The organism is Candidatus Symbiopectobacterium sp. NZEC135 (assembly GCF_025962695.1).
Window position 1 is genome coordinate 1 of the sequence record NZ_JAGFPF010000059.1, and the last position, 26,669, is coordinate 26,669.

At 53.3% G+C, this 26,669-nt stretch carries 18 protein-coding genes; 8 read left to right on the top strand and 10 right to left on the bottom strand.

All coding sequences use genetic code 11. From position 1 onward, the window contains the following. The first annotated feature begins 400 nt into the window (after positions 1–400). From J5224_RS19880 to aceK, 5 genes are all read left to right on the top strand, one after another. Complete coding sequence (locus tag J5224_RS19880; RefSeq protein WP_264626999.1) at positions 401–1,702, top strand: MFS family transporter; 1,302 nt, start codon at positions 401–403, stop codon at positions 1,700–1,702. A 140-nt stretch (positions 1,703–1,842) separates the two neighbouring features. Beyond that, the gene (gene metA, locus J5224_RS19885) at positions 1,843–2,772 is read left to right on the top strand and encodes a homoserine O-acetyltransferase MetA (RefSeq protein WP_264627000.1); all 930 of its coding nucleotides are present in this window, start codon (positions 1,843–1,845) and stop codon (positions 2,770–2,772) included. Positions 2,773–3,035: 263 nt separating this feature from the next. Beyond that, positions 3,036–4,634 carry a malate synthase A gene (aceB, locus tag J5224_RS19890; RefSeq protein WP_264627001.1) on the top strand — a complete coding sequence of 533 codons (1,599 nt, stop codon included), beginning with the start codon at positions 3,036–3,038 and terminating at the stop codon, positions 4,632–4,634. A gap of 28 nt (positions 4,635–4,662) precedes the next feature. Continuing rightward, positions 4,663–5,970 (top strand): isocitrate lyase, encoded by a 1,308-nt coding sequence (aceA, locus tag J5224_RS19895; RefSeq protein ID WP_264627002.1) that lies wholly within the window; start codon positions 4,663–4,665, stop codon positions 5,968–5,970. A 46-nt stretch (positions 5,971–6,016) separates the two neighbouring features. After that, positions 6,017–7,759, top strand: coding sequence for a bifunctional isocitrate dehydrogenase kinase/phosphatase (gene aceK / locus J5224_RS19900; RefSeq protein ID WP_264627003.1), 1,743 nt, complete (start codon positions 6,017–6,019; stop codon positions 7,757–7,759). A gap of 27 nt (positions 7,760–7,786) precedes the next feature. Here aceK and J5224_RS19905 read toward each other — a convergent pair whose 3' ends face one another. The 4 genes from J5224_RS19905 to iclR are packed head-to-tail and all read right to left on the bottom strand — an operon-like array spanning position 7,787 to position 10,905. After that, on the bottom strand, positions 7,787–8,719 hold the full coding sequence (locus J5224_RS19905; RefSeq protein ID WP_264627004.1) for a phosphatidate cytidylyltransferase: 933 nt from the start codon (positions 8,717–8,719) through the stop codon (positions 7,787–7,789). Then, positions 8,712–9,353: a lysophospholipid acyltransferase family protein gene (locus J5224_RS19910; RefSeq protein WP_264627005.1), complete on the bottom strand. Its 642-nt coding sequence runs from the start codon at positions 9,351–9,353 to the stop codon at positions 8,712–8,714. The genes J5224_RS19905 and J5224_RS19910 overlap by 8 nt, the downstream gene beginning before the upstream one ends. Continuing rightward, entirely contained in the window at positions 9,350–10,012 is a 663-nt protein-coding gene (locus tag J5224_RS19915) for a CDP-alcohol phosphatidyltransferase family protein (protein ID WP_264627006.1), read from the bottom strand. The genes J5224_RS19910 and J5224_RS19915 overlap by 4 nt, the downstream gene beginning before the upstream one ends. Before the next feature lie 59 nt (positions 10,013–10,071). Next, on the bottom strand, positions 10,072–10,905 hold the full coding sequence (gene iclR, locus J5224_RS19920; RefSeq protein WP_264627007.1) for a glyoxylate bypass operon transcriptional repressor IclR: 834 nt from the start codon (positions 10,903–10,905) through the stop codon (positions 10,072–10,074). 232 nt (positions 10,906–11,137) lie between these two features. Between iclR and metH the strand changes: the two genes are divergently transcribed. Further along, positions 11,138–14,818 carry a methionine synthase gene (gene metH, locus J5224_RS19925; RefSeq protein ID WP_413544707.1) on the top strand — a complete coding sequence of 1,227 codons (3,681 nt, stop codon included), beginning with the start codon at positions 11,138–11,140 and terminating at the stop codon, positions 14,816–14,818. A gap of 76 nt (positions 14,819–14,894) precedes the next feature. Here metH and J5224_RS19930 read toward each other — a convergent pair whose 3' ends face one another. Next, a complete protein-coding gene (locus J5224_RS19930) occupies positions 14,895–15,149 on the bottom strand; it encodes a Txe/YoeB family addiction module toxin (RefSeq protein ID WP_264627009.1) in 255 nt (84 codons plus the stop codon). Then, complete coding sequence (yefM, locus tag J5224_RS19935) at positions 15,146–15,397, bottom strand: YoeB-YefM toxin-antitoxin system antitoxin YefM (protein WP_196908014.1); 252 nt, start codon at positions 15,395–15,397, stop codon at positions 15,146–15,148. Before yefM ends, J5224_RS19930 begins: the two co-directional genes overlap by 4 nt. Positions 15,398–15,673: 276 nt before the next feature. On the opposite strand from yefM, the gene J5224_RS19940 reads away from it, so the two are divergent. Continuing rightward, complete coding sequence (locus tag J5224_RS19940) at positions 15,674–16,639, top strand: helix-turn-helix transcriptional regulator (protein ID WP_264627014.1); 966 nt, start codon at positions 15,674–15,676, stop codon at positions 16,637–16,639. A 148-nt stretch (positions 16,640–16,787) separates the two neighbouring features. Continuing rightward, complete coding sequence (locus tag J5224_RS19945) at positions 16,788–18,926, top strand: TonB-dependent siderophore receptor (RefSeq protein ID WP_264627010.1); 2,139 nt, start codon at positions 16,788–16,790, stop codon at positions 18,924–18,926. A gap of 40 nt (positions 18,927–18,966) precedes the next feature. On the opposite strand, the gene J5224_RS19950 is transcribed toward J5224_RS19945, so the two are convergent. From J5224_RS19950 to J5224_RS19965, 4 genes are all read right to left on the bottom strand, one after another. Continuing rightward, entirely contained in the window at positions 18,967–20,421 is a 1,455-nt protein-coding gene (locus J5224_RS19950; RefSeq protein ID WP_264627011.1) for an anion permease, read from the bottom strand. Between the two features lie 445 nt (positions 20,422–20,866). Then, entirely contained in the window at positions 20,867–21,817 is a 951-nt protein-coding gene (locus J5224_RS19955; RefSeq protein WP_264627012.1) for a diguanylate cyclase domain-containing protein, read from the bottom strand. Then, the gene (locus J5224_RS19960) at positions 21,807–25,886 is read right to left on the bottom strand and encodes a response regulator (protein ID WP_264627013.1); all 4,080 of its coding nucleotides are present in this window, start codon (positions 25,884–25,886) and stop codon (positions 21,807–21,809) included. Before J5224_RS19960 ends, J5224_RS19955 begins: the two co-directional genes overlap by 11 nt. Positions 25,887–26,397: 511 nt before the next feature. Continuing rightward, the coding region (locus J5224_RS19965) for an ACT domain-containing protein (RefSeq protein ID WP_413544706.1) at positions 26,398–26,669 on the bottom strand (272 nt) is incomplete at its 5' end.

The following is a 26,669-nucleotide window of genomic DNA, read 5'->3' on the forward strand; positions in this document are numbered from 1 at the left end:
TCAGAAGTGAAACGCCGTAGCGCCGATGGTAGTGTGGGGCTTCCCCATGTGAGAGTAGGGAACTGCCAGGCTTTTATATTAGTTATCAGACGACGTCTGATGATAGAAAGTAGCGAAGGGGCTGTCCGAAAGGACAGCCCTTTTTGTTGTGCGTAATATTCACTTTTTCCGTTATTTTTGCGGAAAAAAAGAGCATTCCGACACGCTTTATATCCCGTTTTATTAATGTAATAACCTTTCTCTTACCCTCTGTTTGTGACAACATCGAGAATAACGCGTTTCCGCCACACGTTTTTGCACATTGTTTTCACTGCGTTTTACCAAATTATAACAATTTACTTGTGCCGTATGCATGCGCATACCTTCGCACGCTTTTATAACTCTTAGAGGGATTTTTACTATGGCAGATGTAACACCACCGCTTGCGCAGCAGCACTTGGACCCCCATGATACGCGCAAGCGGATTTTCGCCATTGTGGGAGCCTCATCCGGTAACCTAGTGGAATGGTTTGATTTTTATGTCTATTCGTTCTGCGCACTCTATTTTGCCTCTGCATTTTTCCCCAGCGGTGATACCACGACGCAACTCCTGCAAACCGCTGGCGTATTTGCCGTCGGGTTTCTGATGCGTCCGATCGGTGGCTGGTTATTTGGCTATATTGCCGATAAGCACGGTCGCCGCACCTCGATGCTTATCTCTGTTTGTATGATGTGCTGTGGCTCATTCGTTATCGCCTGTTTACCCACTTATAGCGCGATTGGCCACTGGGCTCCGGCATTGTTGTTGCTTGCCCGTTTGTTTCAGGGGCTTTCCGTTGGCGGAGAGTATGGCACCAGCGCAACCTACATGAGTGAAGTCGCCGTTGAGGGCAAGCGTGGTTTTTATGCCTCCTTTCAATATGTCACCTTGATCGGTGGGCAGTTATTGGCGCTGTTGGTGTTGGTTATACTGCAACAGTGGCTTAGCACTGAAGAGCTGAAAGCCTGGGGATGGCGTATTCCCTTTGCATTGGGTGGGCTGCTGGCGATTGTGGCGTTATACCTGCGCCGTTCACTGCATGAAACCTCGAGCACCAGCACGCGCCAGCGTAAAGATGCGGGAACGCTTTCTGGTTTGTGGCATAACCGGCGTGCTTTTATGATTGTGCTGGGTTTTACCGCCGCAGGTTCGTTGAGCTTTTATACTTACACCACCTATATGCAGAAGTACCTTGTGAATACGGCGGGTATGGATGCAAAAACCGCAAGCGGTGTGATGACTGGGGCTCTGGTGATATTCATGCTGCTGCAACCGGTGTTTGGTGCGTTGTCAGATAAAATCGGGCGGCGCACCATGATGATCATTTTTGGATCGATGGCGGCGTTGTTTACCGTTCCGATCCTCAGCGCTTTGCAGAATGTGACAAGCCCCTACGCCGCCTTCGGCATTATCGTGATGGCGTTAATGATCATCAGCTTTTACACCTCGATCAGCGGTGTGCTGAAAGCAGAGATGTTCCCTCCTGAGGTACGTGCGCTGGGCGTAGGACTTTCCTATGCGATAGGCAACGCGCTGTTTGGCGGTTCGGCAGAGTACGTCGCACTGTCGTTGAAATCAGCGGGGATCGAAACCACGTTCTTCTGGTATGTCTCTGCAATGTGCCTGATGGCGATGTTTGTTTCTCTGCTGCTACACAGAAAAGGGAAAGAAGTACAGATGTAAACCGCGCTGCACGGTGCACAGGATGAAGATTATTCAACTTCAGCCTGTGCGCTGTACAAGTCGGGGAAAACTGGTTATCTTCATGCATCTGGATGTCTAAACGTATAAACGTATAAACGGTTGCAGTGAGGTGTAGTGTCATGCCAATTCGGATCCCTGATGAGTTACCCGCAGTAAGTTTTTTGCGCAATGAGAATGTGTTTGTGATGACCACTTCTCGTGCCAGTACTCAGGAAATTCGTCCGCTAAAGGTGTTGATATTGAACCTCATGCCGAAAAAGATTGAGACGGAAAACCAGTTCCTGCGTCTGCTCTCCAACTCGCCGTTGCAGGTGGATATCCAACTGCTGCGTATTGATAGCCGTGAATCCAAGAATACTCCGACAGAACATCTCAATAACTTCTACTGTAACTTCGAGGATATTGAGAACGAAAACTTCGATGGTCTGATTGTCACCGGCGCCCCACTGGGTCTGGTTGATTTCTGTGATGTGGTTTACTGGCCGCAGATCGCAAAAGTGATCGATTGGGCAAAAGATCATGTGACGTCCACGCTGTTTGTCTGTTGGGCGGTACAGGCTGGATTAAATCTGCTGTATGGCATCCCCAAAATGACCCGCAGCAAGAAGCTCTCTGGCGTATATTCTCATCACACGGTGCAACAGCATGCGCTGCTTACCCGTGGTTTTGATGAGACTTTTCTGGCTCCCCATTCGCGCTATGCTGATTTCCCCACGGATATTATTCGTGAATATGCCGATCTGGATATTCTGGTGGAGTCTGATGAAGCCGGTGCCTATCTATTTGCCAGTAAAGACAAACGTCAGGTGTTCGTCACCGGACACCCTGAATATGATGCTTATACCCTTGCCAGCGAATTTTTTCGTGACCGCGATGCGGGCTTGAATCCGATCGTGCCGTTGAACTACTTCCCTGATGACAACCCAGAGAATGCGCCAAAAGCGAGCTGGCGCAGCCACGGGCATTTGCTGTTCGCTAACTGGCTTAACTACTGTGTTTATCAGATCACGCCGTTTGATCTGCGCCGTATGAACCCAACGCTGGACTAAAACCTCCCGCCGTTTTACTCAGGGTGCCGAGTGGCACCCTTTTTTATGCCCGCTCCTTTCTATTGAAAATAATTTCCCTGATTTTTGCATATTTTTATTCATTTAAATCATAGTGATAAATTATTTATTCCATAAAAATGGAAATCGTTTTTGATTTTTAATGTAATTGGATTACGCTTAATTCTGTTGGTTGAAAATTTCGCCCCCTTGATAACCCCTCTCTGTTAACAGGGAGCGTGGCACTGAGAAAAGGAACCCGAGAGATGACACAGCAGACAATAAGCCGAGAGTTGGTATTCAATGAACGTTTTGGCATGGCAGAGCAGAGCATTCTGACAGAAGAGGCCACCGACTTTCTGGCAGAGTTGGTCAACCGCTTCTTGTTACCAAGAAATGGATTGTTGCTGGAAAGACAGCTACAGCAGCAGAAGATCGATGCAGGTGAATTGCCTGATTTTATTTCGGAAACGGCTTCCATTCGGAATGCTGACTGGACTATTCGTGGTATCCCTGCGGATTTACAGGATCGCCGCGTGGAGATCACCGGGCCTGTTGAACGGAAGATGATCATCAATGCCCTGAACGCTAACGTGAAAGTGTTTATGGCGGATTTTGAAGATTCTTTGTCTCCTTCATGGGAAAAGGTGATCGACGGCCAGCTCAATTTGCGCGATGCGGTGCGTGGCACCATTTCGTACGTCAATGATGAAGGTAAGATCTACCAGCTTAAACCGAATCCTGCCGTGCTGATTTGTCGGGTGCGCGGTCTGCACCTGCCGGAAAAGCATGTTACCTGGCAAGGAGAAGCGATTCCCGGTGGGTTGTTCGATTTCGCGCTCTACTTTTACCATAACTATCAAGCCTTGCTGGCAAAGGGCAGTGGCCCCTATTTTTATCTGCCAAAACTGCAATCCTGGCGTGAAGCGGCCTGGTGGAGCGAAGTGTTCAGCTATACCGAAGATCGCTTTAATGTGCCACGCGGCACCATCAAGGCCACGGTACTGATTGAAACGCTGCCAGCGGTGTTCCAGATGGATGAGATTCTGCATGCGCTGCGCGACCACATTGTCGGGCTGAATTGCGGCCGTTGGGATTACATCTTCAGCTATATCAAGACATTGAAAAACCATGCTGACCGCGTATTGCCTGACCGGCAATCCGTCACCATGGAGAAGCCGTTCCTCAATGCCTATTCACGCTTGCTCATCAAAACCTGTCACCGACGTGGCGCTTTTGCGATGGGAGGGATGGCGGCTTTTATTCCCAGTAAGGAACCTGCCCGTAATCAGTGGGTATTGGAAAAAGTTCGACAGGACAAAACATTAGAGGCGAAAAACGGTCATGACGGCACCTGGGTAGCGCATCCCGGTCTGGCGGATACCGTTATGGAGATTTTTGATAATGCCCTGGGTGAACGCGTAAACCAGCTTGAGGTAAGCCGGGAGAATGATGCGCCGATTGGCGCCGCAGAATTGTTGGCACCTTGTCCCGGTGAACGCACCGAATCGGGGATGCGCGCCAATATTCGCGTGGCGGTGCAGTACATCGAAGCCTGGATCTCCGGCAATGGTTGCGTACCGATTTACGGGCTGATGGAAGATGCCGCGACGGCAGAGATTTCCCGTACCTCCATTTGGCAGTGGATCCACCACGGCAAAACGCTGAGCGATGGGCAAGTGGTCACTAAAGCCCTGTTCCAGCGCATGCTGGCAGAAGAGATGCTGGTGATTCAGGAGGAGTTAGGCGAGGCGCGTTTTAGCGGTGGACGCTTTGACGAGGCGGCGCGTCTGATGGATCAGATAACCACACAAGACAAACTGATCGATTTCCTGACGTTGCCAGGCTACACCCTGCTCGACTAACCGTGCTTGATAAATAGGACACCTCATAATGACAACCTCTCGTACTCAACAAATTGAACAACTGCAACAAGAATGGAAAAGTGAACGTTGGACTGGTATTAAACGCCCCTACACTGCCGACGATGTGATCACACTGCGCGGTTCGTTGAATCCAGAATCGACACTGGCCCAGCACGGCGCTGCCAAACTGTGGGCGCTGTTGCACGGCAGCGCGCGCAAAGGCTATGTGAATTGTCTCGGCGCCCTGACCGGCGGGCAGGCGCTACAGCAGGCGAAAGCGGGCATTGAAGCGATTTATCTTTCCGGCTGGCAGGTGGCAGCAGATGCGAATTTAGCCTCCAGCATGTATCCGGATCAGTCGCTCTATCCGGCAAACTCGGTGCCAGTGGTGGTGGCGCGCATCAACAACACGTTCCGCCGTGCCGACCAGATTCAGTGGGCCAACCGTATTGAACCCAATGACGCTCGCCATGTGGATTATTTCCTACCGATTGTCGCGGATGCGGAAGCGGGTTTCGGCGGTGTGCTGAATGCCTTTGAGCTGATGAAATCGATGATTGAAGCTGGGGCGGCGGCGGTCCATTTTGAAGACCAACTGGCCTCGGTGAAGAAGTGCGGGCATATGGGCGGCAAGGTGCTGGTGCCGACACAAGAGGCGATTCAGAAACTGGTGGCCGCCCGTTTGGCGGCAGATGTTATGGGTGTCCCGACCTTGGTGGTAGCACGCACCGATGCCGATGCCGCCGATCTGCTGACGTCGGACTGCGACCCTTACGATCGTGAATTCGTGACCGGTGAGCGCACCGTGGAAGGGTTCTATCGCACCCATGCTGGTATCGAGCAGGCCATCAGTCGCGGTTTGGCCTATGCGCCCTATGCCGATCTGGTGTGGTGTGAAACCTCAACGCCGGATTTAGCGCTGGCACAGCGCTTTGCCGATGCCATTCATCGCCAATATCCCGGTAAGTTGCTGGCTTACAACTGTTCTCCTTCCTTCAACTGGAAGAAGAATCTGGATGATGCCACCATTGCGCGCTTTCAGGATGCGCTGTCGGAAATGGGCTACAAATACCAGTTCATTACGCTGGCGGGTATTCACAGCATGTGGTTCAACATGTTCGATCTGGCCCATGCGTATGCGCAGGGCGAGGGGATGAAACACTACGTGGAAAAAGTGCAGCAGCCGGAATTTGCCGCTATCAACAGGGGTTACACCTTCTCCTCTCACCAGCAGGAAGTGGGCACTGGCTACTTTGACAAAGTGACCACCATCATTCAGGGCGGTGCTTCGTCCGTGACCGCGTTGACCGGTTCGACAGAAGAGCAGCAATTCTGATCCTCATCGGCCAGTCCGTTGGCTGGCCGTTGTTACGGAGCACATCATGAGGCGTAATCTGGAGCAATTGGTGGCGCAGACCATTCTGCAAGGATTCGATGCGCAATATGGCCGTTTTTTAGAGGTAACCGCGGGTGCACAGCAGCGTTTCGAACAGGCTGACTGGCAGGCGGTGCAGCAGGCGATGAAGCAGCGTATCCACCTGTACGATCACCACGTTGGGCTGGTGGTGGAGCAGTTGCGCTGTATTACCGGGCCACGCTGTTACGATGCGACCTTTCTCGCTAGCGTGAAAACCGTGTACACCACCTTGTTGCCGGATTATCCCCGTTTCGAGATTGCTGAAAGTTTCTTCAATTCCGTCTACTGCCGATTGTTCAATCATCGTGAACTTACGACGGATAAGCTGTTTGTGTTCAGTTCGCAGCCTGAGCGACGGATGGGCGAGATATCACGCCCGCTGTGCCGCGATGTTGTTCTGCGTGAAGGCTGGCATGATACGTTGGATAAACTGCTGTCGGAATTGCCGCTGCGCCTGCCGTGGGACGATCTGGCGCGGGATATTGGCAATATCGTCACCAGCCTGACGCAGGCGTTTAGCGCACAGCAGTTAGCCGGGGCGCGCTTACAGGTGGCTAACGAACTGTTTTACCGTAATAAAGCGGCGTGGCTGGTGGGCAAACTGATATTGCCTGAGGAGACACTGCCTTTTTTGCTGCCCCTTCACCAAACCGAACAGGGTGCACTGTTTGTTGACACCTGCCTGATCGGTAAAGCGGAAGCCAGCATCGTGTTTGGTTTTGCGCGATCCTACTTTATGGTGTATGCCCCACAACCCGGGGCGTTGGTGGCATGGTTGCGGGATATCCTGCCGGGGAAAACCACGGCGGAGCTTTACTGCGCCATTGGTTGCCAAAAACACGGTAAAACCGAGTACTACCGCGAATACCTCAATCATGTCGCCCCTTCTCACGAGCAATTTATTATTGCCCCTGGCGTCAAGGGCATGGTGATGTTGGTGTTTACCCTGCCGTCCTTCGATCGGGTGTTTAAGGTAATCAAAGATCGCTTTGCACCGCAGAAAGAGGTCAGCGCCGCGCGGGTACGGTCCTGCTATCAGTTGGTGAAAGAACACGACCGGGTGGGGCGTATGGCAGATACTCAGGAATATGAAAACTTCGTGATTGATAAACGCCGGATCAGTGCGGAACTGCTGGAAGAACTCTACCGTGAAGTGCCTGAGAAACTGGAGGATATCGGCGATCAGCTCCTGATCAACCATCTTTACATGGAGCGACGCATGACGCCGCTTAACCTGTATCTCGATAGTGCATCGGTGCAGAAGCAACGTGATGCGATTGAGGAGTATGGTAATGCCATCAAGCAGCTAGCGGCGGCCAATATTTTTCCCGGTGACATGCTGTTCAAAAATTTCGGCGTAACGCGCCACGGGCGGGTAGTGTTTTATGATTACGATGAGATTTGCTATATGACCGAAGTGAATTTCCGTGATATTCCCGCGCCGCGCTACCCGGAGGATGAACTGGCGAGTGAGCCTTGGTACAGCGTCGCGCCTAACGATGTCTTTCCCGAAGAGTTTCGCCAATTCCTGTTTGCTGACAAGGGGCAATTGGCGATGTTTGAGGAGATGCACAGCGAGCTGTTTTCTGCTGATTACTGGCGTCATTTGCAGGCGCGCATTCGCGATGGCTATGTGGAGGATGTCTACGCCTACCGCAGGCGGCAACGCTTTTGCGTGCGCTACGGTAAGCGTCAACAGGCCAGCTAACGGTGGACGCCGCGCTAGCGATAGCACTTAGCTATAAAAATAGCGCACCACGTGGAAGAACACCGGGGCGGCGAAGCACAGCGAATCGATGCGATCCATCATGCCGCCGTGGCCTTCCAGCATGGCACCGAAATCTTTTACGCCGCGATCGCGTTTGATGGCCGACATGCATAAGCCGCCTGCAAAGCCTAATAGCGTGATCAACAGCGAGATAAAGAAGGCCGCGACCGGGCTAAACGGTGTCACCCAGAACAGCGCAGCACCGATCAGGCTGGCGCTGAGAATGCCGCCGACAAACCCTTCCACCGTTTTATTCGGGCTCAGCTTAGGTACAATGGCGCGCTTGCCCCACAGCTTGCCGAACACGTACTGCAACACATCCGAAATCTGCACCACAATCATCATGAACAACACCAGCTTGATGTTCTCACCCTCAAAGCCGGGAATGGAGAGCATCAGGAGCGCCGGAGCATGGCTGACGCAGTAGACAGCGATCATCAGGCTCCACTGGATCTTGGCACAGCGTTCAAGGAAGTGCGTGGTATCGCTTGCCAGCGCCACGCGGGCGGGAATAAACAGAAAGGCATACACCGGAATGAAAATGACAAACAGGTTGTACCATTCGATCCCCACCAGCAGGTATTGCAGCGGCAGAATGATAAAAAAGCACCAGAACAGCGCTTCATGATCGCCCCGGCGCGTGGGCGTCAACGTCACGCATTCACGCAGTGCGTAAAATGACATCAGCGCAAATAACACCACGGAACCAATCGGGCCGATCAGCATGGCGATCACTGAGATGGTACACATCACCCACCAGGCGCGGATTCTGGCATTGAGGTTGGCAATGGTGTCGTTTTGCTTGCGGCGCGAGAGCACGAACCCAATCAGGCTGGCAACCATCAGCAGAATAAACAAGCCGCCTAACAGCAGAAGTAATTCATTGTCGACTTTACGCATGTGACAGCACCTCCAGCGCCTGTTTCGCCCGGTTCAGAAACTCGATTTTAGTTTCATCCTGCGCTGGGCCAGTAATGGCCTCGCCGAAGGTGGCGCTACATATAATGGGAACGACCAACCTTGAGCCTTTTGGCAGCACGCGATTCAGGTTTTCCAACCATACCGGCACCAAACGCGCATCGGGGTAACGTTGCAGCAGATGGAACAACCCGCTTTTGAATTCACCCAATTCGTCCCCACCACCGCGCGTACCTTCGGGGAAAAATATCAATGACTCCTGCTTTTCCAGCACCGTTACCAGCGGGGCCAACAGATCTTCACTGGAGAAGGGCGCCCCGGATTTTCGTTTACGTTCAATCAGCACGGCACCGAAGATGCGTGCAGAGAGATAGCGGCGCAGTGCCGATTTTTGCCAATAATCGGCGGCGGCGACGGGATGCACCCGATCGCGCATCGTGGCGGGCAGGCTGGCCCAGATCACCAAACCATCAAGATGGCTGCTGTGATTCGCGTAATAAATGGTCGGCTGTTCTGCCTGCGGGATGGCTCGCCAGCGCGCGTTGATCCCCGTCAGTAAGCGACACACGGTGACCAGCAGCGCGCGCACCAGCGTTTTGTCGGGGCTGAATGTCATGATGGCTCTCCTGACGATAGGTCGAGAATAATCTGGCGAGTGCGGTGAATGCAGGTCAGTGCGGTGCCAATAAGAATGAGGGTGAGGATAGCGGTAAAAATCATTTGCCCCCACTGCGGCACGATAGCGGCAAGAACAGCCCCTCCCGTGAGCAGCGCCATGCGGTGTTGTTTTGCCATTGGCCCACTGAAGCGCTGTGCCAATCCGCAGGTACCGCCCAGCAGGCGAATATACGCGGTTGCCAGCGCCAGCAGTGCCGCTCCCCAGCCCAGCAGCGGTGCGTAAGGGTGTTGCAGTATGCCGTAACCGACGCCCAGCAGCAGCAAGGTATCGGATACGCGGTCAGGCAGTTCGTTATACACCGCCCCAGCCGGACTGCGCATACCGCCTTCAACCGCCACCATGCCGTCAAGCAGGTTGCAAATTAATCGCCCCTGAATACCTAGCGCGCCCGCGATCAACAGGCCCCGTTGCAGGAGTGCGCTGTCACAGCGCCATACCATGAGAAAACAGAACGCACCGAGGGCGGCGAACAGAATACTGAAGAGTGAGATAGCATTAGGCGTATAGCCTTTACGGCGTAAATAACCTGCCGCTGCCGTTGCCCATCGTGTTTCGCGCGCCCGAATTGGACGGCGATCCTGGATGTCCTTTTCCATAACAGAGTGCTCGTGAAGTGAAGTCGAGAGCGCACATTATAGCCAAGTTTGCAGAAATATTAACGCGTTCCACCATATGCCAGCGTCACCTCTTTGGCTGCGCTAATCACTAATGCTCCCAGTTCGGTCACGCGATCGTCCGTGATGCGGGATATCGGGCCGGAGATGGAGATGGCGGCAAACGGCTCTCGGTGCTCATCGAACAGGCAGGCCGCGATGCAGCGCAGCCCCAGCGCGTGTTCTTCATCGTCGAAAGAGTAGCCGCGTCGGCGGATTTGCGCCAAATCTTCTTTCAGGTGCGCCGGTGAAACCAGCGTGGCATGGGTATAAGCATGTAATCCTTTCCGATGCAGTAGGCTGCTCACCTGAGCGTCGTTCAGGTTTGCCAGAAAGGCTTTCCCCGCGCCGGAGGCGTGCATCGGGAGCTTTCCACCAATCGGCGCAGACATACGCATCAGCGCGGTACACTGTACCTGATCGATAATAATCGCCTGATGATCGCTGTTGTCCAACACCGCCAGATTGACGGTTTCGCCCGATGCTTCCATCAGTTTGCGCAGCATGGGGTGCACCATGGCCAGCAGATTGCGGCTTTGCAGAAAGCTGCTGCCGACGATAAAAGCATGGGAGCCGATGGTCCAGAGCCCCAAATCTCCGACCTGACGCACAAAGCCTTGCTGCTGCATGGTGGTCAATAAACGGTGGGTGGTGGAGTTGGGCAGACCCGCCTGCTGTGCCAGATCGGTAAGCGCCACGCTACCATTGGCTTGGGCAATCAGTTCCAGCAGCGTTAACCCGCGCGTCAGCGACTGTACCTGGCCCGTTGCCTGTACGTTGGTGCTGACCGCACCCCGTGGTTTTTTGCCGCGTTTGGCGGGCTCCGGTGGCGTCATATTTCGGCTCCTTTCTGTATGGTGGAATTAGTTTTCATTTTTTCCTTCAGGATTGCAACTATTCTTTACGTTTCAGGCAGGTTAGTAGCGAAAGGCGCAAAAAAGGGGGGAAAGACTGAAAAACTCTCATGTGACGCGGAACGGGCAGATTGTTACGATAGGCAATCATCATGTGAATAAGACTAACAAGTGCGGTGGGGTTAGGGTGGCAGAGCAAAAACAGGTAACGGCGGTGAATCGGGTGGTGGCCTTGCGCGAGCAACTGGCGCAGCGCATTTTGGTGCTGGACGGCGGTATGGGCACCATGATCCAAGGCTACCGGTTGGAGGAAGCCGACTATCGCGGTGAACGCTTTGCCGATTGGCACAGCGACCTGAAAGGCAACAATGACCTGCTGGTGATCACCCAACCTGCAATTATTGCTGCGATCCACGATGCCTATTTTGAGGCTGGCGCGGATATCATCGAAACCAACACCTTTAACGCCACGCCGATCGCGATGGCCGATTACGACATGGCCTCACTGTCGGCGGAGATCAATCTGGTGGCGGCACGTTTGGCCCGCGCCAGTGCGGACAAATGGACGGCGCAAAACCCGGCCAAGCCGCGCTATGTGGCAGGCGTATTGGGCCCAACTAACCGCACAGCATCCATTTCGCCGGATGTAAACGACCCTGCTTACCGTAACATCAGTTTCGATCAATTGGTCGATGCCTACCGGGAATCAACCCGCGCGTTGGTTGAGGGCGGCGTCGATATCATTATGATCGAAACCATCTTTGATACCTTGAACGCCAAAGCCGCGGTGTATGCGGTAGAAACCGAATTCGAGGCGCTCGGCATTGAACTGCCGGTGATGATCTCAGGCACGATTACCGATGCCTCTGGCCGCACGCTGTCAGGGCAAACCACGGAAGCGTTTTACAACTCACTGCGCCATGCGCGCCCGCTCTCTTTTGGCTTGAACTGTGCGCTCGGGCCGGATGAGCTGCGTCAATACGTGGCGGAACTGTCCCGCGTCGCCGAATGCTATGTTTCTGCTCACCCTAATGCGGGTCTGCCGAACGCGTTCGGCGAATACGATCTCGATGCCGCCGACATGGCGGTGCATATTGGGGAGTGGGCGCGCGCTGGCTTCCTCAATATTGTTGGCGGCTGCTGCGGCACCACACCGCAACACATTGCTGCCATTGCCCAGGTGGTTGACGGCGTTGCGCCGCGACCACTGCCGGAGATCCCGGTGGCGTGCCGCCTTGCCGGGCTGGAGCCATTGACGATTGATGCGGCGACGCTGTTCGTTAACGTCGGGGAACGGACCAACGTAACCGGTTCGGCACGTTTCAAACGCCTGATCAAAGAAGAAAAATACAGTGAAGCGCTGGATGTTGCGCGCCAGCAGGTGGAGAGCGGCGCACAGATTATCGACATCAACATGGATGAAGGCATGTTGGATGCCGAAGCGGCGATGGTGCGCTTTCTTAATCTGATCGCCGGTGAGCCGGATATTGCCCGTGTGCCGATCATGATCGACTCCTCCAAGTGGGAGGTGATTGAAAAAGGGCTGAAATGCATTCAGGGTAAGGGCATCGTCAACTCCATCTCGATGAAAGAGGGGCTCGATGTCTTTATCGATCACGCGCGTCAGGTGCGGCGTTACGGTGCTGCCATGGTGGTGATGGCGTTCGATGAAGTGGGGCAGGCGGATACCCGCGCGCGCAAAATCGAGATCTGTCGCCGTGCCTACCAGATCCTGACGCAAGAGGTTGGCTTCCCGCCGGAAGACATCATCTTTGACCCGAATATCTTTGCCGTTGCCACCGGTATCGAAGAGCATAACAACTATGCCGTGGATTTCATCGAAGCCTGCGCGGATATCAAAGAACAGCTGCCGCACGCGATGATCTCCGGCGGCGTCTCAAACGTGTCGTTCTCCTTTCGCGGTAACGAGCCGGTGCGCGAAGCGATTCACGCCGTGTTTCTCTATCACGCGATTCGCAACGGGATGGACATGGGGATCGTTAACGCCGGCCAGTTAGCCATCTATGACGATTTGCCCGCCGAGCTGCGAGAGGCGGTGGAAGATGTGGTGCTCAACCGCCGTGACGATGGCACCGAGCGGTTGCTGGAGATGGCAGAGCGCTATCGCGGCAGCAAAACTGACGATGAGAGCAATAAAACCCAGGCGGAATGGCGCGGTTGGCCGGTGAAAAAACGGCTGGAATACGCGCTGGTTAAAGGCATTACCGAGTTTATCGAACTGGATACCGAGGAAGCGCGTCAGGAGGCTGCTCGCCCCATTGAGGTCATTGAAGGGCCGTTGATGGACGGGATGAACGTGGTAGGCGATCTGTTCGGCGCGGGAAAAATGTTCCTGCCGCAGGTGGTGAAGTCCGCGCGCGTGATGAAGCAGGCCGTCGCTTACCTGCAACCCTATATTGAAGCGAGCAAGGCGAAAGGCAGCAGTGCAGGCAAGGTGTTGCTGGCAACGGTGAAGGGCGACGTGCATGACATCGGTAAAAACATCGTCGGCGTGGTGTTGCAGTGCAACAACTACGAGATTATCGATCTTGGCGTGATGGTGCCGACTGAGAAAATCCTGAAGACCGCCCGCGAAGAGCACGTCGATATCATCGGCCTGTCTGGGCTGATCACCCCGTCGCTGGATGAAATGGTCAACGTGGCGAAAGAGATGGAGCGTCAGGGCTTCACGTTGCCGCTGCTGATTGGCGGTGCGACCACTTCCAAAGCGCACACAGCGGTGAAGATCGAGCAGAATTACAGTGGCGCAACGGTGTATGTGCAGAACGCTTCGCGCTCCGTCGGCGTGGTGTCGGCGCTGTTGTCGGATAGCCAGCGCGATGAGTTTGTGGCGCGTACCCGCAAAGAGTATGAAACCGTGCGCATTCAGCACGGGCGCAAGAAGCCGCGTACTCCGCCAGTCACCTTGGCGGCGGCACGCGCTAACCATAATCAGCTTGATTGGGATGACTACACGCCGCCGGTAGCGCACCGCGTTGGTGTGCAGGCCGTCACCGCCAGCATTGAAACCTTGCGCAACTATATCGACTGGACGCCGTTCTTTATGACCTGGTCGCTGGCGGGCAAGTATCCGCGCATTCTGGAAGATGATGTGGTCGGTGAAGAGGCCAAGCGCCTGTTTGCCGATGCGAATGCCATGCTGGATACCCTCAGTGAGCAAGGGGCGTTGAATCCGCGCGGCGTGGTGGGCCTGTTCCCCGCGAATCGGGTAGGGGATGATGTTGAGGTGTATACCGACGAGCGCCGCGATGAGGTGCTGCTGGTGACTCACCACTTGCGTCAGCAAACGGAAAAAACCGATTTCCCTAACTACTGTCTGGCGGATTTTGTTGCGCCAAAAACCGGTGGCAAGCCGGACTATCTCGGCGCGTTTGCGGTAACTGGTGGGTTGGAGGAAGACGCACTGGCGGAGGCCTGGGAAGCGCAGCACGATGATTACAATAAGATCATGGTGAAAGCGCTGTCAGATCGTCTGGCGGAGGCGTTTGCGGAATACCTGCATGAGCGAGTACGTAAGGTGTATTGGGGCTATGCCGCTAACGAAAACCTTAGCAATGAAGAGCTGATTCGTGAAAATTATCAGGGTATTCGCCCGGCTCCGGGTTATCCCGCCTGTCCGGATCACACGGAAAAAGCGCAAATCTGGCAACTGCTTGATGTAGAAAAGCACACGGGCATGAAGTTGACTGAATCCTATGCCATGTGGCCGGGGGCCTCGGTTTCAGGCTGGTATTTCAGTCACCCGGAAAGCAAATATTACGCCGTGGCGCAGATCCAGCGCGATCAGGTTGAAGACTACGCCGCGCGTAAAGGCATGTCCGTGGCTGATGTCGAACGCTGGCTGGCCCCCAATTTGGGGTATGATGCGGATTAACATAATGGGATAGTATCTTCACGGTCAGCAGACTCACTGTTCGTTGACCGTGGTTCGACTTCCCAGCGCGATTATTTCAATAGTGATAGCGGCAGGCAGCTATAAGAATTGCACTCTCAGCAATGGCACAAACCAGCCGGTGTTCTTCGGTGATGCGCCGGGACCAAAAGCCGGACAAATTATGTTTTAAAGGCTCTGGTTTACCCTTACCTTCAAAAGGCGTTCTCAAAACATCTTTAATGAGTGCATTGATCTTCTTAACCATGCGTTTATCTGCATCCTGCCAGTACAGATAATCCTCCCATGCTTCTTCAGACCACGTTAACTTCATTCAATGATGTCCTTTTCTGTCCCTTCACCGGCTTTCAAACTTTCTATCGCGTTCATGAGCCTTTTGGCATTTGCCGGCGAGCGTAACAGATAGGCGGTTTCTTCCAGAGAGTTGTACTCTTCAAGGGACATGAGAACACAAGCCTCACCGTTTTGCCGGGTGATCAATATGGGGGCGTGATCCTCCACCGTTTTCATCATGGTGGCTGACAAATTCTGCCGGGCTTCGCTGTAACTGATCGTTCGCATAATGTTCTCCTCTTCGTACCTCATCATTGTACAATGATGAGGTTTTTTTCACCAGTGTAAAATAGGACATGCACTCTGTTTGTGGTGTTGTGTACCCAACGCCTTTATGCCCACAACGGTCCGAGTGTTATAATATTTAATGAGAATTGTTATCATCTTTGTTGAAGCGGTTTTCTGCAAGTGTTAAGGTAAAGTCCTGTGGTATTCCCCCTCGACCATTTACCCAGCTGCGCTGGCCTGACGGTGGACCCCTTGATGAACGCCTACTCTCCCTCGCTGCCTGAACGCCAGTTTTCCGTTGATGATTTCTTTGCCTTTGGCGAACGCTACGGGATCGATTACCGCTTCCCTGAACTGGTCTCCAGCCGCGATCGGCGCAAAGCACAGCGCGTGGTGGTGCAAGGCCATGTGGAAGAGATGATTCTCTCGTCCGGTATCAGCCTGACCAGTTCTGATGTGCGCGTGATGCAACCCTATGAGTCCACTTCGCTGCAAGGCTCACCGCTCTACACGCTGGTGGTGCTGGGCGGTTGCATCAATCTGCGGGTGAACCAGCGGGAATTTGTGGTGCGTGCGGGCATGGCCTTCAGTACCCGTCTCGGGGAACAGGAGGTGATGCATGTGCGTCACGCGGTCGATCATCCGCTGCGCACCTTAGCGTTGGGTATTCATCCCGGCCAGTTGCAGCTTCCCCCGCTGCTTGCTGCGTTACTGCATCAGTGGGAATGCCGTGAGAACGCGGCTTTTGTATGGCCCGTGCCCGATTACCTGCTGGCGGGCTTGCAGCAGGCCTTATCTCCTTCAAATGAAAGCCTCGCGCGCCAGTTGATGCTGGAAGGCGCGATGCTGCAATTGCTGGGCCATGGTCTGGCGCTTGACCCCGTGGGTCAGCAAGGGCGTATAACCGCGCCACCCAGTGAGCGACGTCGGCTGGATGCACTGCGCGATCGGTTACAGTTGCATCCGGAAAAGCCCTACACCCTGACGGCGTTAGCACAACAAGTTGCTATGAGTCCGACCAGCCTGCGCAATAAATTCCGGCAAGCCTACGGGATTTCGGTATTTGATTTCCTGCGCAACAGTCGATTGGCGCTGGCCTACCGTTTGTTGGAACAGGGCCACCCGGTCCAGCAGGCTGCCTGGATGTCGGGATATCAACATGCCACTAATCTGGCTACCGCCTTTCGACGCCACTACGGCATCGCTCCCAGCGATGTCCCTTGCTCCCAGCGGCGCACATAGCGCTTAAGTCTGGTTTATTCCACTCGTGGTTCCCGGTCGCTCGCACCTTTGTCATTGTGCATACGTTACCCGTCAGCGCGCATAGCTTGCTCTTGTATGAAAACGGTAATAATTCGCATTTACAAGTTCAGGTGAAGCGGAGAAGGGTATGTTGAGAAAAACACAGTTAGCGCTGATGGTCGGCTATCTGGCAAGCGGGTTTGCCGGAAGCGTTCTCGCGCAGGATAACGTTAATTCAGCAACGGACAATTCGGCAACCAACAGTGCGGCGACCAACAAACCGGATACGCTGGTAGTCACTTCTCAGGTGCAGAGCGGGGCCACCAAGCTGGCAACGCCCGATATTGAAACGCCGCAGTCTGTTTCCATTGTTACGCGCGAACAGATGCTACAGCAGGGCGCCACCAATGTGCGGCAGGCGTTGGGCTATACGCCGGGGGTGTACAACAATCAGGTGGGTGGCACCAACCGCTTTGACTACATCGTGATGCGGGGTTTTTCCGACGGCAGTCTTGATAACGTGTTCCTTGACGGGCTGAAAATCATGGGAGATACCAATTCGCACAGCTCGCTGGTGGTGGACCCTTGGTTCCTCGAAAGTATGGAAGTGGTACGTGGCCCGGCCTCGGTGTTGTACGGGCGCGCCTCTCCGGGAGGCATCGTAGCGCTGAGTTCTCGCCGCCCGGCCTTTGAGCAAAGCGGACAAATCAAACTGTTCGCGGGGAACAATGCACAGCGCGGTGCCGCCTTTGATCTGACCGGTCCGCTGGACGATGACGATCGCGTGGCATTCCGCCTCGGTGGGATCGTGCGCAAAGCGGAAACGCAGTTCACCACCAAAGAAGAGCGCTACGCGTTGATGCCTAGTTTGACCTGGCGCATCAGCGATAAAACCCGTCTGGATGTGATGGCGTATTTGCATCGAGATCCAGAAGGGGGCAGCCACTCGGGTGTACCGTATGAAGGTTCAGTGGTGCCGCACAATGGTCGCTATATCTCAAACGGCTTCTACGACGGTGAGAAGAATTTCGAGAAATACGATCGTCGCCAGAATATGGTTGGTTACAACATTGAGCACAACTTTGACAGCGGTTGGTCGGTGCGCCAGAAAGTGCGTTATCTGCAAAGCCGGGTACATCTGGATCAGGTCTATGGTTACGGTTGGTCGGGGAATAGCGATGAACTGATCCGCTACTACCAAGGGGCACGTGAAAAACTTAAAGCATGGACGCTGGATAACCAACTGGATGGCAGCGTTGATACTGGTGCGCTGAATCACCGTCTGTTGCTGGGGATGGATTATCAGCAGCGTCAAAATGACGTCAACTGGCCGACAGGGCTTTTCCCCAACCTCAATGCCTTCAATCCGGTGTACGGTGCGGACGCGCTGAAGTGGTATCCACCTACCCGTGAAAGGCACAAGCTGCAACAAACCGGCTTCTACGCGCAGGATCAGATTTCCCTGGACCGCTGGCGTTTGACGCTGGGTGGCCGTTATGACACGGTTAAAATCTCAAGCACCAACCAAACTACTGAGGCGCGTAGCGAACTGGACCAAGGGCATTTCAGCGAACGTGCAGCGCTGCTTTACCTGTTTGATAACGGTGTTGCCCCTTACGTCAGCTACTCCACGGCGTTTACGCCCACCAACTTTACCGATGCCAGCGGTAACCTGCTCAAACCGATGGAAGGCAAACAGTGGGAAACCGGGTTGAAATATCAACCCGTCGGCACGCAGGATCAGTACAGCGTCTCCCTGTATCGTATCAACCAAACCAACGTGGCAACGAAAACCCAGCCGAAAGATCCCTACCGGGCCATTGGTGAGATTGAATCGGAAGGGGTAGAACTGGAAGCGTTAACCCATATTACGGATAACCTGAGCATTCAGGCGGCTTACAGCTATAACGACATTCGCTACAAGAAGAGCGGCATCGCCAGCGAACAAGGTCAGCGCGCCGTGTATGCGCCGCGCAACCAGCTCAGTGGTTGGGTGAGCTATGATGTCACGAGCGGCATATTGGATGGCTTAACGCTGGGAAGCGGCGTGCGCTATGTGAACGGTGTGGTGAGCGATCGCGCCAACACCCATACGTTACCGTCTTACACGCTGGTGGATATGGCGGTGGGCTATGACCTCTCCAAGGTGGGGTTGAAGGGGCTGAGCGCGCAGTTGAACGTCAATAACCTGACGGACAAACGCTATGTCGGTGCCTGTAACTCACTGGATTACTGCTACTTTGGTGCAGAGCGCAGCGTAGTTGGCAGCCTTTCGTACTCGTTCTAATGTTTTATCTCCCCCGGTGTTTGCCGGGGGAATAACCGCTTTAATAAAGCCCAACCACCTTCCACCACAGCAATCCCGCGGTCATAAATACCGCCTGATTCACCAGGCTGATAATGAACCCGGAGCGCCACCACACGGCAGTGGGCACATAACCTGCGCCGAACAGTATCGGACCGCGCGCATGGGTATACTGCGTCAGTGAACAGTACAGGCTGCTGGTGAATGCCAGCATCAGCGCCATCGGCACAGGTGGAATGCCGAGATTAATCCCCACGCTGAGAAATACGGCATAGAGCGCGGCAATCTGCGCATTGCCGCTGGCAAAGAAATAGTGGGTATAAAAGTAGGCGGCGTTCAGCAGCAATAGCACCAAAACCCAACTGGTTCCGGCCATCAAATGACCAACGCTGCCGCCAATCAGATCGCCAAACCAGGTGGTGAAGCCCAGCTTTTTAAGCTGATTGGCCATCATCAGCAGTGCGGCAAACCAGATTAACGTATCCCAGGCCCCTTTTTCGCTTTTGATGTCCTCCCAGCGCAGCACGCCGCTCAACAGCAAAAAGGAGAGGCCCACAAAGGATGCCGTGGTCGCATCTACGCCCAGCGTATCGCCAAAAATCCACAGCACCAACAGCAGCAGCACGGTAAAGGCCATCAGCCATTCACCACGCGCCATCGGTCCCATTTTTTCCAGTTCGCTTATCGCCAGTTTCGGCGCATCAGGCGTGTGGCGGATTTCCGGTTTGGTCAGCCAGAGCACCAGAGGTGGAACAATCATCAGGGAGATCAGGCACGGTACCACGGCGGCCAGAAACCAACTGCCCCAGGTGATGTGCACGCCAGCATTGGCGGCCAGTTTTACGGCCAGCAGGTTGCCGGTGTAGGCGGTCATAAACAGCGCGGCAGTAATGTCGTTGACATTGCCGATGCAGACCACCAAAAAAGTCCCGATCTTGCTGCGTGAGGAATCTTCCGGCTTGGAATCGAAACTGCGCGCCAGTGAGTCAGCAATGGGGTAGATCACACCGCCGCAGCGTGCCGTATTGCTTGGCATGGCGGGTGATAACACCAGATCGGCAAAGGCAAGGCCGTAGGCCAGCCCCAGCGTTCTCTTCCCCAGCAGGCGAATCATCTGCAATGCGATGCGTCGGCCCAGCCCGGTTTTGATAAAGCCGCGCGCGATCATAAATGCCACGACGATCAGCCAGATCAGGGAGCTGTTCAGATCGCTCAACGCGGTTTGAATCGCACCGCTGGCGCTGGTATCGCCTGCGGCGGCCGTCAGCGCAAACAGCGTCATACTGATGATGCCGATGGCACCAATGGGGAGCACGTTAGCCACAATCGAGACGATGGTGGCGACAAAAATCACCGCGGAATGCCAAGCGGGAACGCTGAGGCCGGTGGGGGGGGACATGTGCCAGAAAAAGGCGGCGATAAGCAGAATAATCGCCAAAGCAAGCCAGTTCAGGCCATACGACGTTTTAGTCTTCATCCGTTTTCCTTACAACTTGATAGGTGTCTGAAGGAGGAACTGTAATCAGTGTAATCCCTAATGGTTACAGGGTTATCAGCGATCATAGCTGCACTGCGGTAAAACGCGGGATGAAAATGACACGCTTATTGATTTGAAGCGGTTTTTATAAATATTGTTAGTTAAATAATTATGTGAAGCGTATCACGCTTTAAGTGTGACAAAGTATGACAAAGGCAGATGCCATGCGGGATGTGCAAAAAAAGGAAAAAATGATGAAAATAGTGTGATTAATGTTATTGGTACTTATTGGCATCATTTTGTTAACGTTGGCCTGCGGCTGAGCTTGTGTTCTTCCGCTCGCCAATACTTCGTGTTGATAAGCGCTCGGTGTGATTCCTCAGTTAATTGCTGTTGCAGCGTAAGTACATCTCCTGAGTCTTGTCTATTGCTGCCATCTTATGCGTTATTTGGAGGCTACTACTGGTTTTGTGCTTATACAGTTGCGGCCGTCTCTTTTACTTTGGTACAGGGCATGGTCTGAATGGGTCAGCAAGTCGATTTCTCCCGTGTCTTTTTGTGGAATCTCGCAGGCGATGCCAATACTGATGGTGACAAATGGACTGGCGGATGATGCTGCATGCGGAATTTTAAGCGCCTTCACGGCATCCAGCATTTTCTGGGCACTCTCCTGAGCACCGGCCAAGTCGGTCATCGGCAGCAGGCAGGCAAACTCCTCACCACCATACCGGAAAACCATGTCCATGGGACGGTGTAAGGTTTTTTGCAGTGCAGAGGCGACGGCCTGCAGACACTCATCGCCTTTTTGGTGACCATAGGTGTCGTTAAAACACTTAAAAAAATCCACATCCAGCATGATGATGGAGAGTGGGCGTTGTTCGCGGCGGCAAAGCAGCCAGTCCTGCTTGAGCATTTCGTCAAATCGCCGCCGGTTATGCAGCCCAGTCAGTCCGTCCAGCCAGGCAATCTCCTGCATGTTATCCATGTACAGTTTGAGCATGAGGTGTGTCATTACCCGAGCACGTACAATTGCCGGATTAATTGGCTTTGAAATAAAGTCAACGGCACCGATTTCGAAACCATATGCTTCAACATCCGCTTCAGTTTCTGCAGTAACAAAAATGACGGGGATCCACTTGGTGGCCGGTTCGTTTTTCAGCTGACGACACACTTCATAGCCATCCATATCAGGCATTAAAATATCGAGCAGAATGAGGTCCGGTTTTTGATTGATGGCCAGATGGAGGGCTTTTTCACCACTGGTGGCGACCACCATGTCCAGTTCGTTGTGGAAAACGGCACTCAGCGTATGAATATTTACCGGCTGATCATCGACGATCAGGATGCGTGGTTTATAGCCCCGCAGCGCATACTCATCCAGAACCTTATTCCACATGGACTAGCTCCTGTATCCTGATTAAAAACTGTTTTGCCTGTTCGAAGTCCAACATTTCGGTTGCTTGGACGAGTTGTTCGAGCAGTGCTTGTACCCCAGTCTGCATCGCCAGGGCTTCATGTAACTGTTTTGCCAACGGCAGTGATGCCATATTGCCACCATCAAGGTGCTGGTTTAACGAACGAATGATCGCTGCAGCAGAAGGCAACGGCGATGAACCTGTACCGTTCGTATTTCCTGACTGACTGGCAACCAGGGATGCGATATGTTGCTGTAGCTCGGCATATTCTTTTCGCACCTGTTTTTCAAGCTGATCGGGCAGGGAGGGAAAAAGGGCCGCTTTTCCGCTATCGCCAACCGTTTTTAACTGGGTTTCCTGTTCCACCAGCCAGACCCATGTCTTATCCAGCCCGGCCGAGCCGGTACTGCCTTTCAGTGTGTGCAATACAGCCATCGCCGCTGACCAGTTGTGGGATTGACACGCTTTGCGCAAATCGCCCAGCAGGAGAATAAACGATGGCATAAAGGCATTGAGCAATATTTGATACATGTTGACATTTCCACCCGTGCGCTGCAAAAAATCAGGCATATCGTGGGGAAGAGGGGGTGTGGTCGCTGATACTGTTGTCCGCCCCAGCACTTTCGTCAGCGTTGCAATGACATTATTAAAATCCAGGGGTTTACTGATATGATCGCTCATTCCGGCATTGAGGCAATCTTGCTTGTCTGACGTGCTCACATTGGCGGTCATGGCAATGATCGGTAAGTGGGTGAAACGCGGGTTAGCCCGAATACGTCGTGTGGCTTCCAGGCCATCAATACCTGGCATCTGGACATCCATTAAGACCACATCGAACCGTTTTTTACCCGCCACGACGGCCTGGACGCCCGCTTCTCCACCTCCCGCGATCGCAACCTGTGCACCTTCACTGCCCAGGAACTCACTGATAACCATTTGGTTAAAAAGGTTATCTTCCACGACCAGTACGCTTACCCCAACCAGTCGGCGTTGAGTAGTGGATATCGCGTTACTGGCTGACGCAACGCCAGAGCCGAGCGCGTTATACAATTGTTCGGGTGTTAATGGTTTGGTCAGCACCGTATCCAGTGCAGGATAATGCTGGGTATCTGGTAGGTCGATGTGGTTTGCTGCACTGACCAGAATTAATGTGGGACTGGGTGACAAGTTCATCTGGTAGCGGATATGGTTTGCCAGTGTCAGCCCGTCCATACCGGGCATAATCCAGTCCAGTAACACCACATTAAAGGGGATGTCTGTTTGTGCAGCATGGCCCAGTAACCGGATGGCTTCCTCCGCGTTTCCTGTCACGGTGACCTGAACGTGCATGGCAGCCAGTTGCTGCTCGAGTAAGGTACGGGCGACCACGTTATCATCCACTACCAGTACATTGAAGTTCTGAGTGGACAGAGCAAGAGGGGTCCAGGTGAGTGTATTTTCATCCCGAGGGAACGTGACCTGAAACGAGAACGTGCTGCCTTTGCCTAACGAGCTTTGTACGGTGAGTTCTCCCCCCATTTGCTCCACCAGTCGGCGGCTGATCACTAGACCCAGACCCGTTCCGCCGTAGCGCCGTGAAGTAGAGGCCTCCGCTTGAGTAAACACATCGAAAATACGCGCGAGCTGGCTTTCGCTGATGCCAATGCCCGTGTCGGAGACACTGAACTGTACTGTCAGCATTTCACCGTTGAATGCCACCAGACGAGTGGCAACCACAATTTCACCTTGTTCTGTGAATTTAATGGCATTGCTGACCAGATTTATCAGTACTTGTTGCAGACGCATTTCATCACCAACAAGTCCGGGAGGCAGTTGCGTGTCGAGGTCGAATAGCAATTCAATAGATTTATTATGCAGGTTGCCCGAAAGCACTATCGCCACGTGTTCCATCACATCATTTACGTTGAACGGCTGGTTCTCCAACTCCAGTTTACCGGCGTCAATTTTTGAAAAATCGAGAATGTCATTGAGCACCCCTAATAATGATGTTGCGGCAATGTGTGCCTTCGTTGCAAAGTCCTGCTGGCGGGGGCGGAGATCTGCTTTAAGTAATAACTGTAACATGCCAAGAACGGCATTCATGGGGGTGCGGATCTCATGGCTCATATTGGCGAGGAACATGGATTTGGACTTATTTGCTGCATCTGCCTGATCTTTGGCCGCTTCCAGTGCCTGTTGCGCTTGGCGCTGTTGTGTAATATCCATCGAAATGCCGAGGTAACCACTCAGTTCTCCGTGAGCATCGTACATGGCGGTCACGACCAGGCGTACGGGAAAGCGGCTACCATCTTTGCGGATGTAGGTCCACTCACGTTGTTCTGATATGCCCCGGCGCGCATGGAAAACGAAAACTTCAAACCCCTGAACGTGCTCTCGGTACTCCTCGCTGAGTTGTTGGCCGTATTGTTCGACTTCGTCGGGATCGTGAATGATGCTTGGCGTCGTTTTCCCCACCACTTCTTCTTCACTATACCCGAGCATGCGTTCTGCTCCTTTGTTGAATAAGCGGATAGTGCCGGTTACATCGGTGGCGATAATGGTGAATTCATAGGTGGCGGACATCACCGTGCTGAGCAGCGTATTCAACCCAGCCAGTTCTGCAGTACGTTCGCGTACCTGTTGCTCCAGGTTTTGGTTAAGTTCATGAATACGTCGCTCATTTTCTTTCTGGAGTGAGATATCACGCACGGTGGTGGACACGCCAATCACTTTACCGCTGGTGTCAAAAATGGGCGATACCGTTCCAGATACCGGAAATTCATGACCATCTTTGCGTTTGCGTAGGGTTTCCAGATGCCTGATGGTTTCTTTGTTACCAACACGCATGAGGGTGCTCGCTTCTTCTTCCCGCAGTCGTGCTGGGATAATGAGATCTGTCACATACTGGCCGACAGCCTCTGTTCGGGTGTAGTCAAACATACGTTCGGCACCGCTATTCCATGCAATGACTTTTCCTGTGATGTCTTTACCAATAATGGCGTCAGCGGAGCTTTCGACAATCATCGCCAGTTTGTGCTGTTCTATATGCAGGCGCTGTCGGTCATTTGCTCGTGAAACAGCAATATTCACGAGGAGTGCCAGAATGGCAGAGAACATTACCCCCATACTGCCCACCATCGGCACGGAGAGCAGGTTTAAGTTACTCAGCCAGGCCGGTGTTGCCGAGATAGAAATACGCCATATCCTGCCTAAAATCTCAGCATCCTGGTACCTGGTATACCCCCCGGTATCTGTACTACTGCGGTAAAAAACTTGATGATTATCATCCGAGGTGACATCACTGAGCGTGAGAATAAGATTGGGGTCATGAAAGCGTTGTGACTGCATAATCTCATCGATACTCAGTGGCGCAAATGCCCAGCCAAAACACTGACTAATGCGCTTGTCTTCTGTTTCGGGCGTCACGGCATGCAGGTAGATGGGTAACATAATCAGAAACGCATTGTGCTGGCTGGCATTGGAATACGTGAGAGCCATCGGCGGGGTAATGGCAGCTTTGCCTGTGAGCATCGCTTTGTCCGCAGTCGAGCGGCGTTGTAACTCTGACGCTATGTCCAGACCAATGGCTTTGGCATTTGTGCTGACGTTCTGCGGTTCAAGGTATTCAATGATGTAATGTTCACCCTGCCAAGGGGAAATATAGCGTACGCTAAAGTCAGGCCCGTTTTCCTCACGCTCGTTATCTAAAAAGTCAGTCAGTTGGTGGTGTGGGACCCGGCGTATAAACCCAAAACCCCGTGCACCAGGGAAGTTATTATCTAAATCGAGAATTGAGGAAAATGATTGAAAAAAATCATTTTTAATATTTTCTCCTTCGCCACTCAACACGGCTGTCCGGGCTTCAAATAGCCCATATTTGTAGCGGTTCATTGAGGCGACTACGGCACTGAACTCTGGTTGCAAACTGCTGATAATCGACTGGCGGATATAGTCTTCATTGCGCTGATGGACAATAAATGCCATACCTGCAGTCAGAGCAATGCCCACCAGAAAAGTGATAACGGTGGCAAATTGCGGGTGCATTAATTTCTTTAAATGTTGTGCCATCATGCTACCACCTCATAGGCGCGTGGTTGCCAGAGAAAAGTCAGTAAAGTGCCACGATTTTTGTTTTTGCTGTCATCCCTGTTTGCTCAGTATTGGTATCCCTACGCCTGTAATCGATGAATAACGCCAACGAAACCATTCACTCTCTGGTTCATTTCACACAGACTGCGGGGCGGACCACTGACCTTGTTATGTTCTATTTTTGAGTATCGGTGAATTTCATCCAGTTGGTGGTGTATTTCCACAATAAGCGTATTTTTTTCGAAATTCGGTGAAATTTTTTTTGTGGCGTGAGTGAAATCTGGCGGGTATTTGTCAGCTCGCCTGGCACATTGCCAGGAGCAATACCGCAGCATTTTAAGTATTTTTATGTGTAGGCGAGTTACCGTTACGACGTAGAGGTATTGTCTGAGAGGATTAATAGCGCGAAGCGATAATACCCGTTAAAAAATAATGCCGGTCACCTTAAGTGACCGGCATGAGGTCTGGGGCCGTTTTGGCTCCAGGGCAGGCGTTATTCAAACAGGCTGTGGTGTAGCGTCTGCACCACGCGCTCTGCATCGTTGCCCGGCACCAGGAAACACAGGTTATGGCTGCTGGCACCGTAGCAAATCAGACGAATGTTGAACGGTTCCAGCACGCCAAACACCTCTTTGCCAACGCCGCACGCCTGAGAAAGCTGATTGCCGATCAGCGCGACCAGCGACAAGTTCTCTTCCACCTCGACGCGACACAGGGAAGAGAGCTCGGTCAGCATGGCGCTGGAGAGCAGGCCGTCACCCGCAG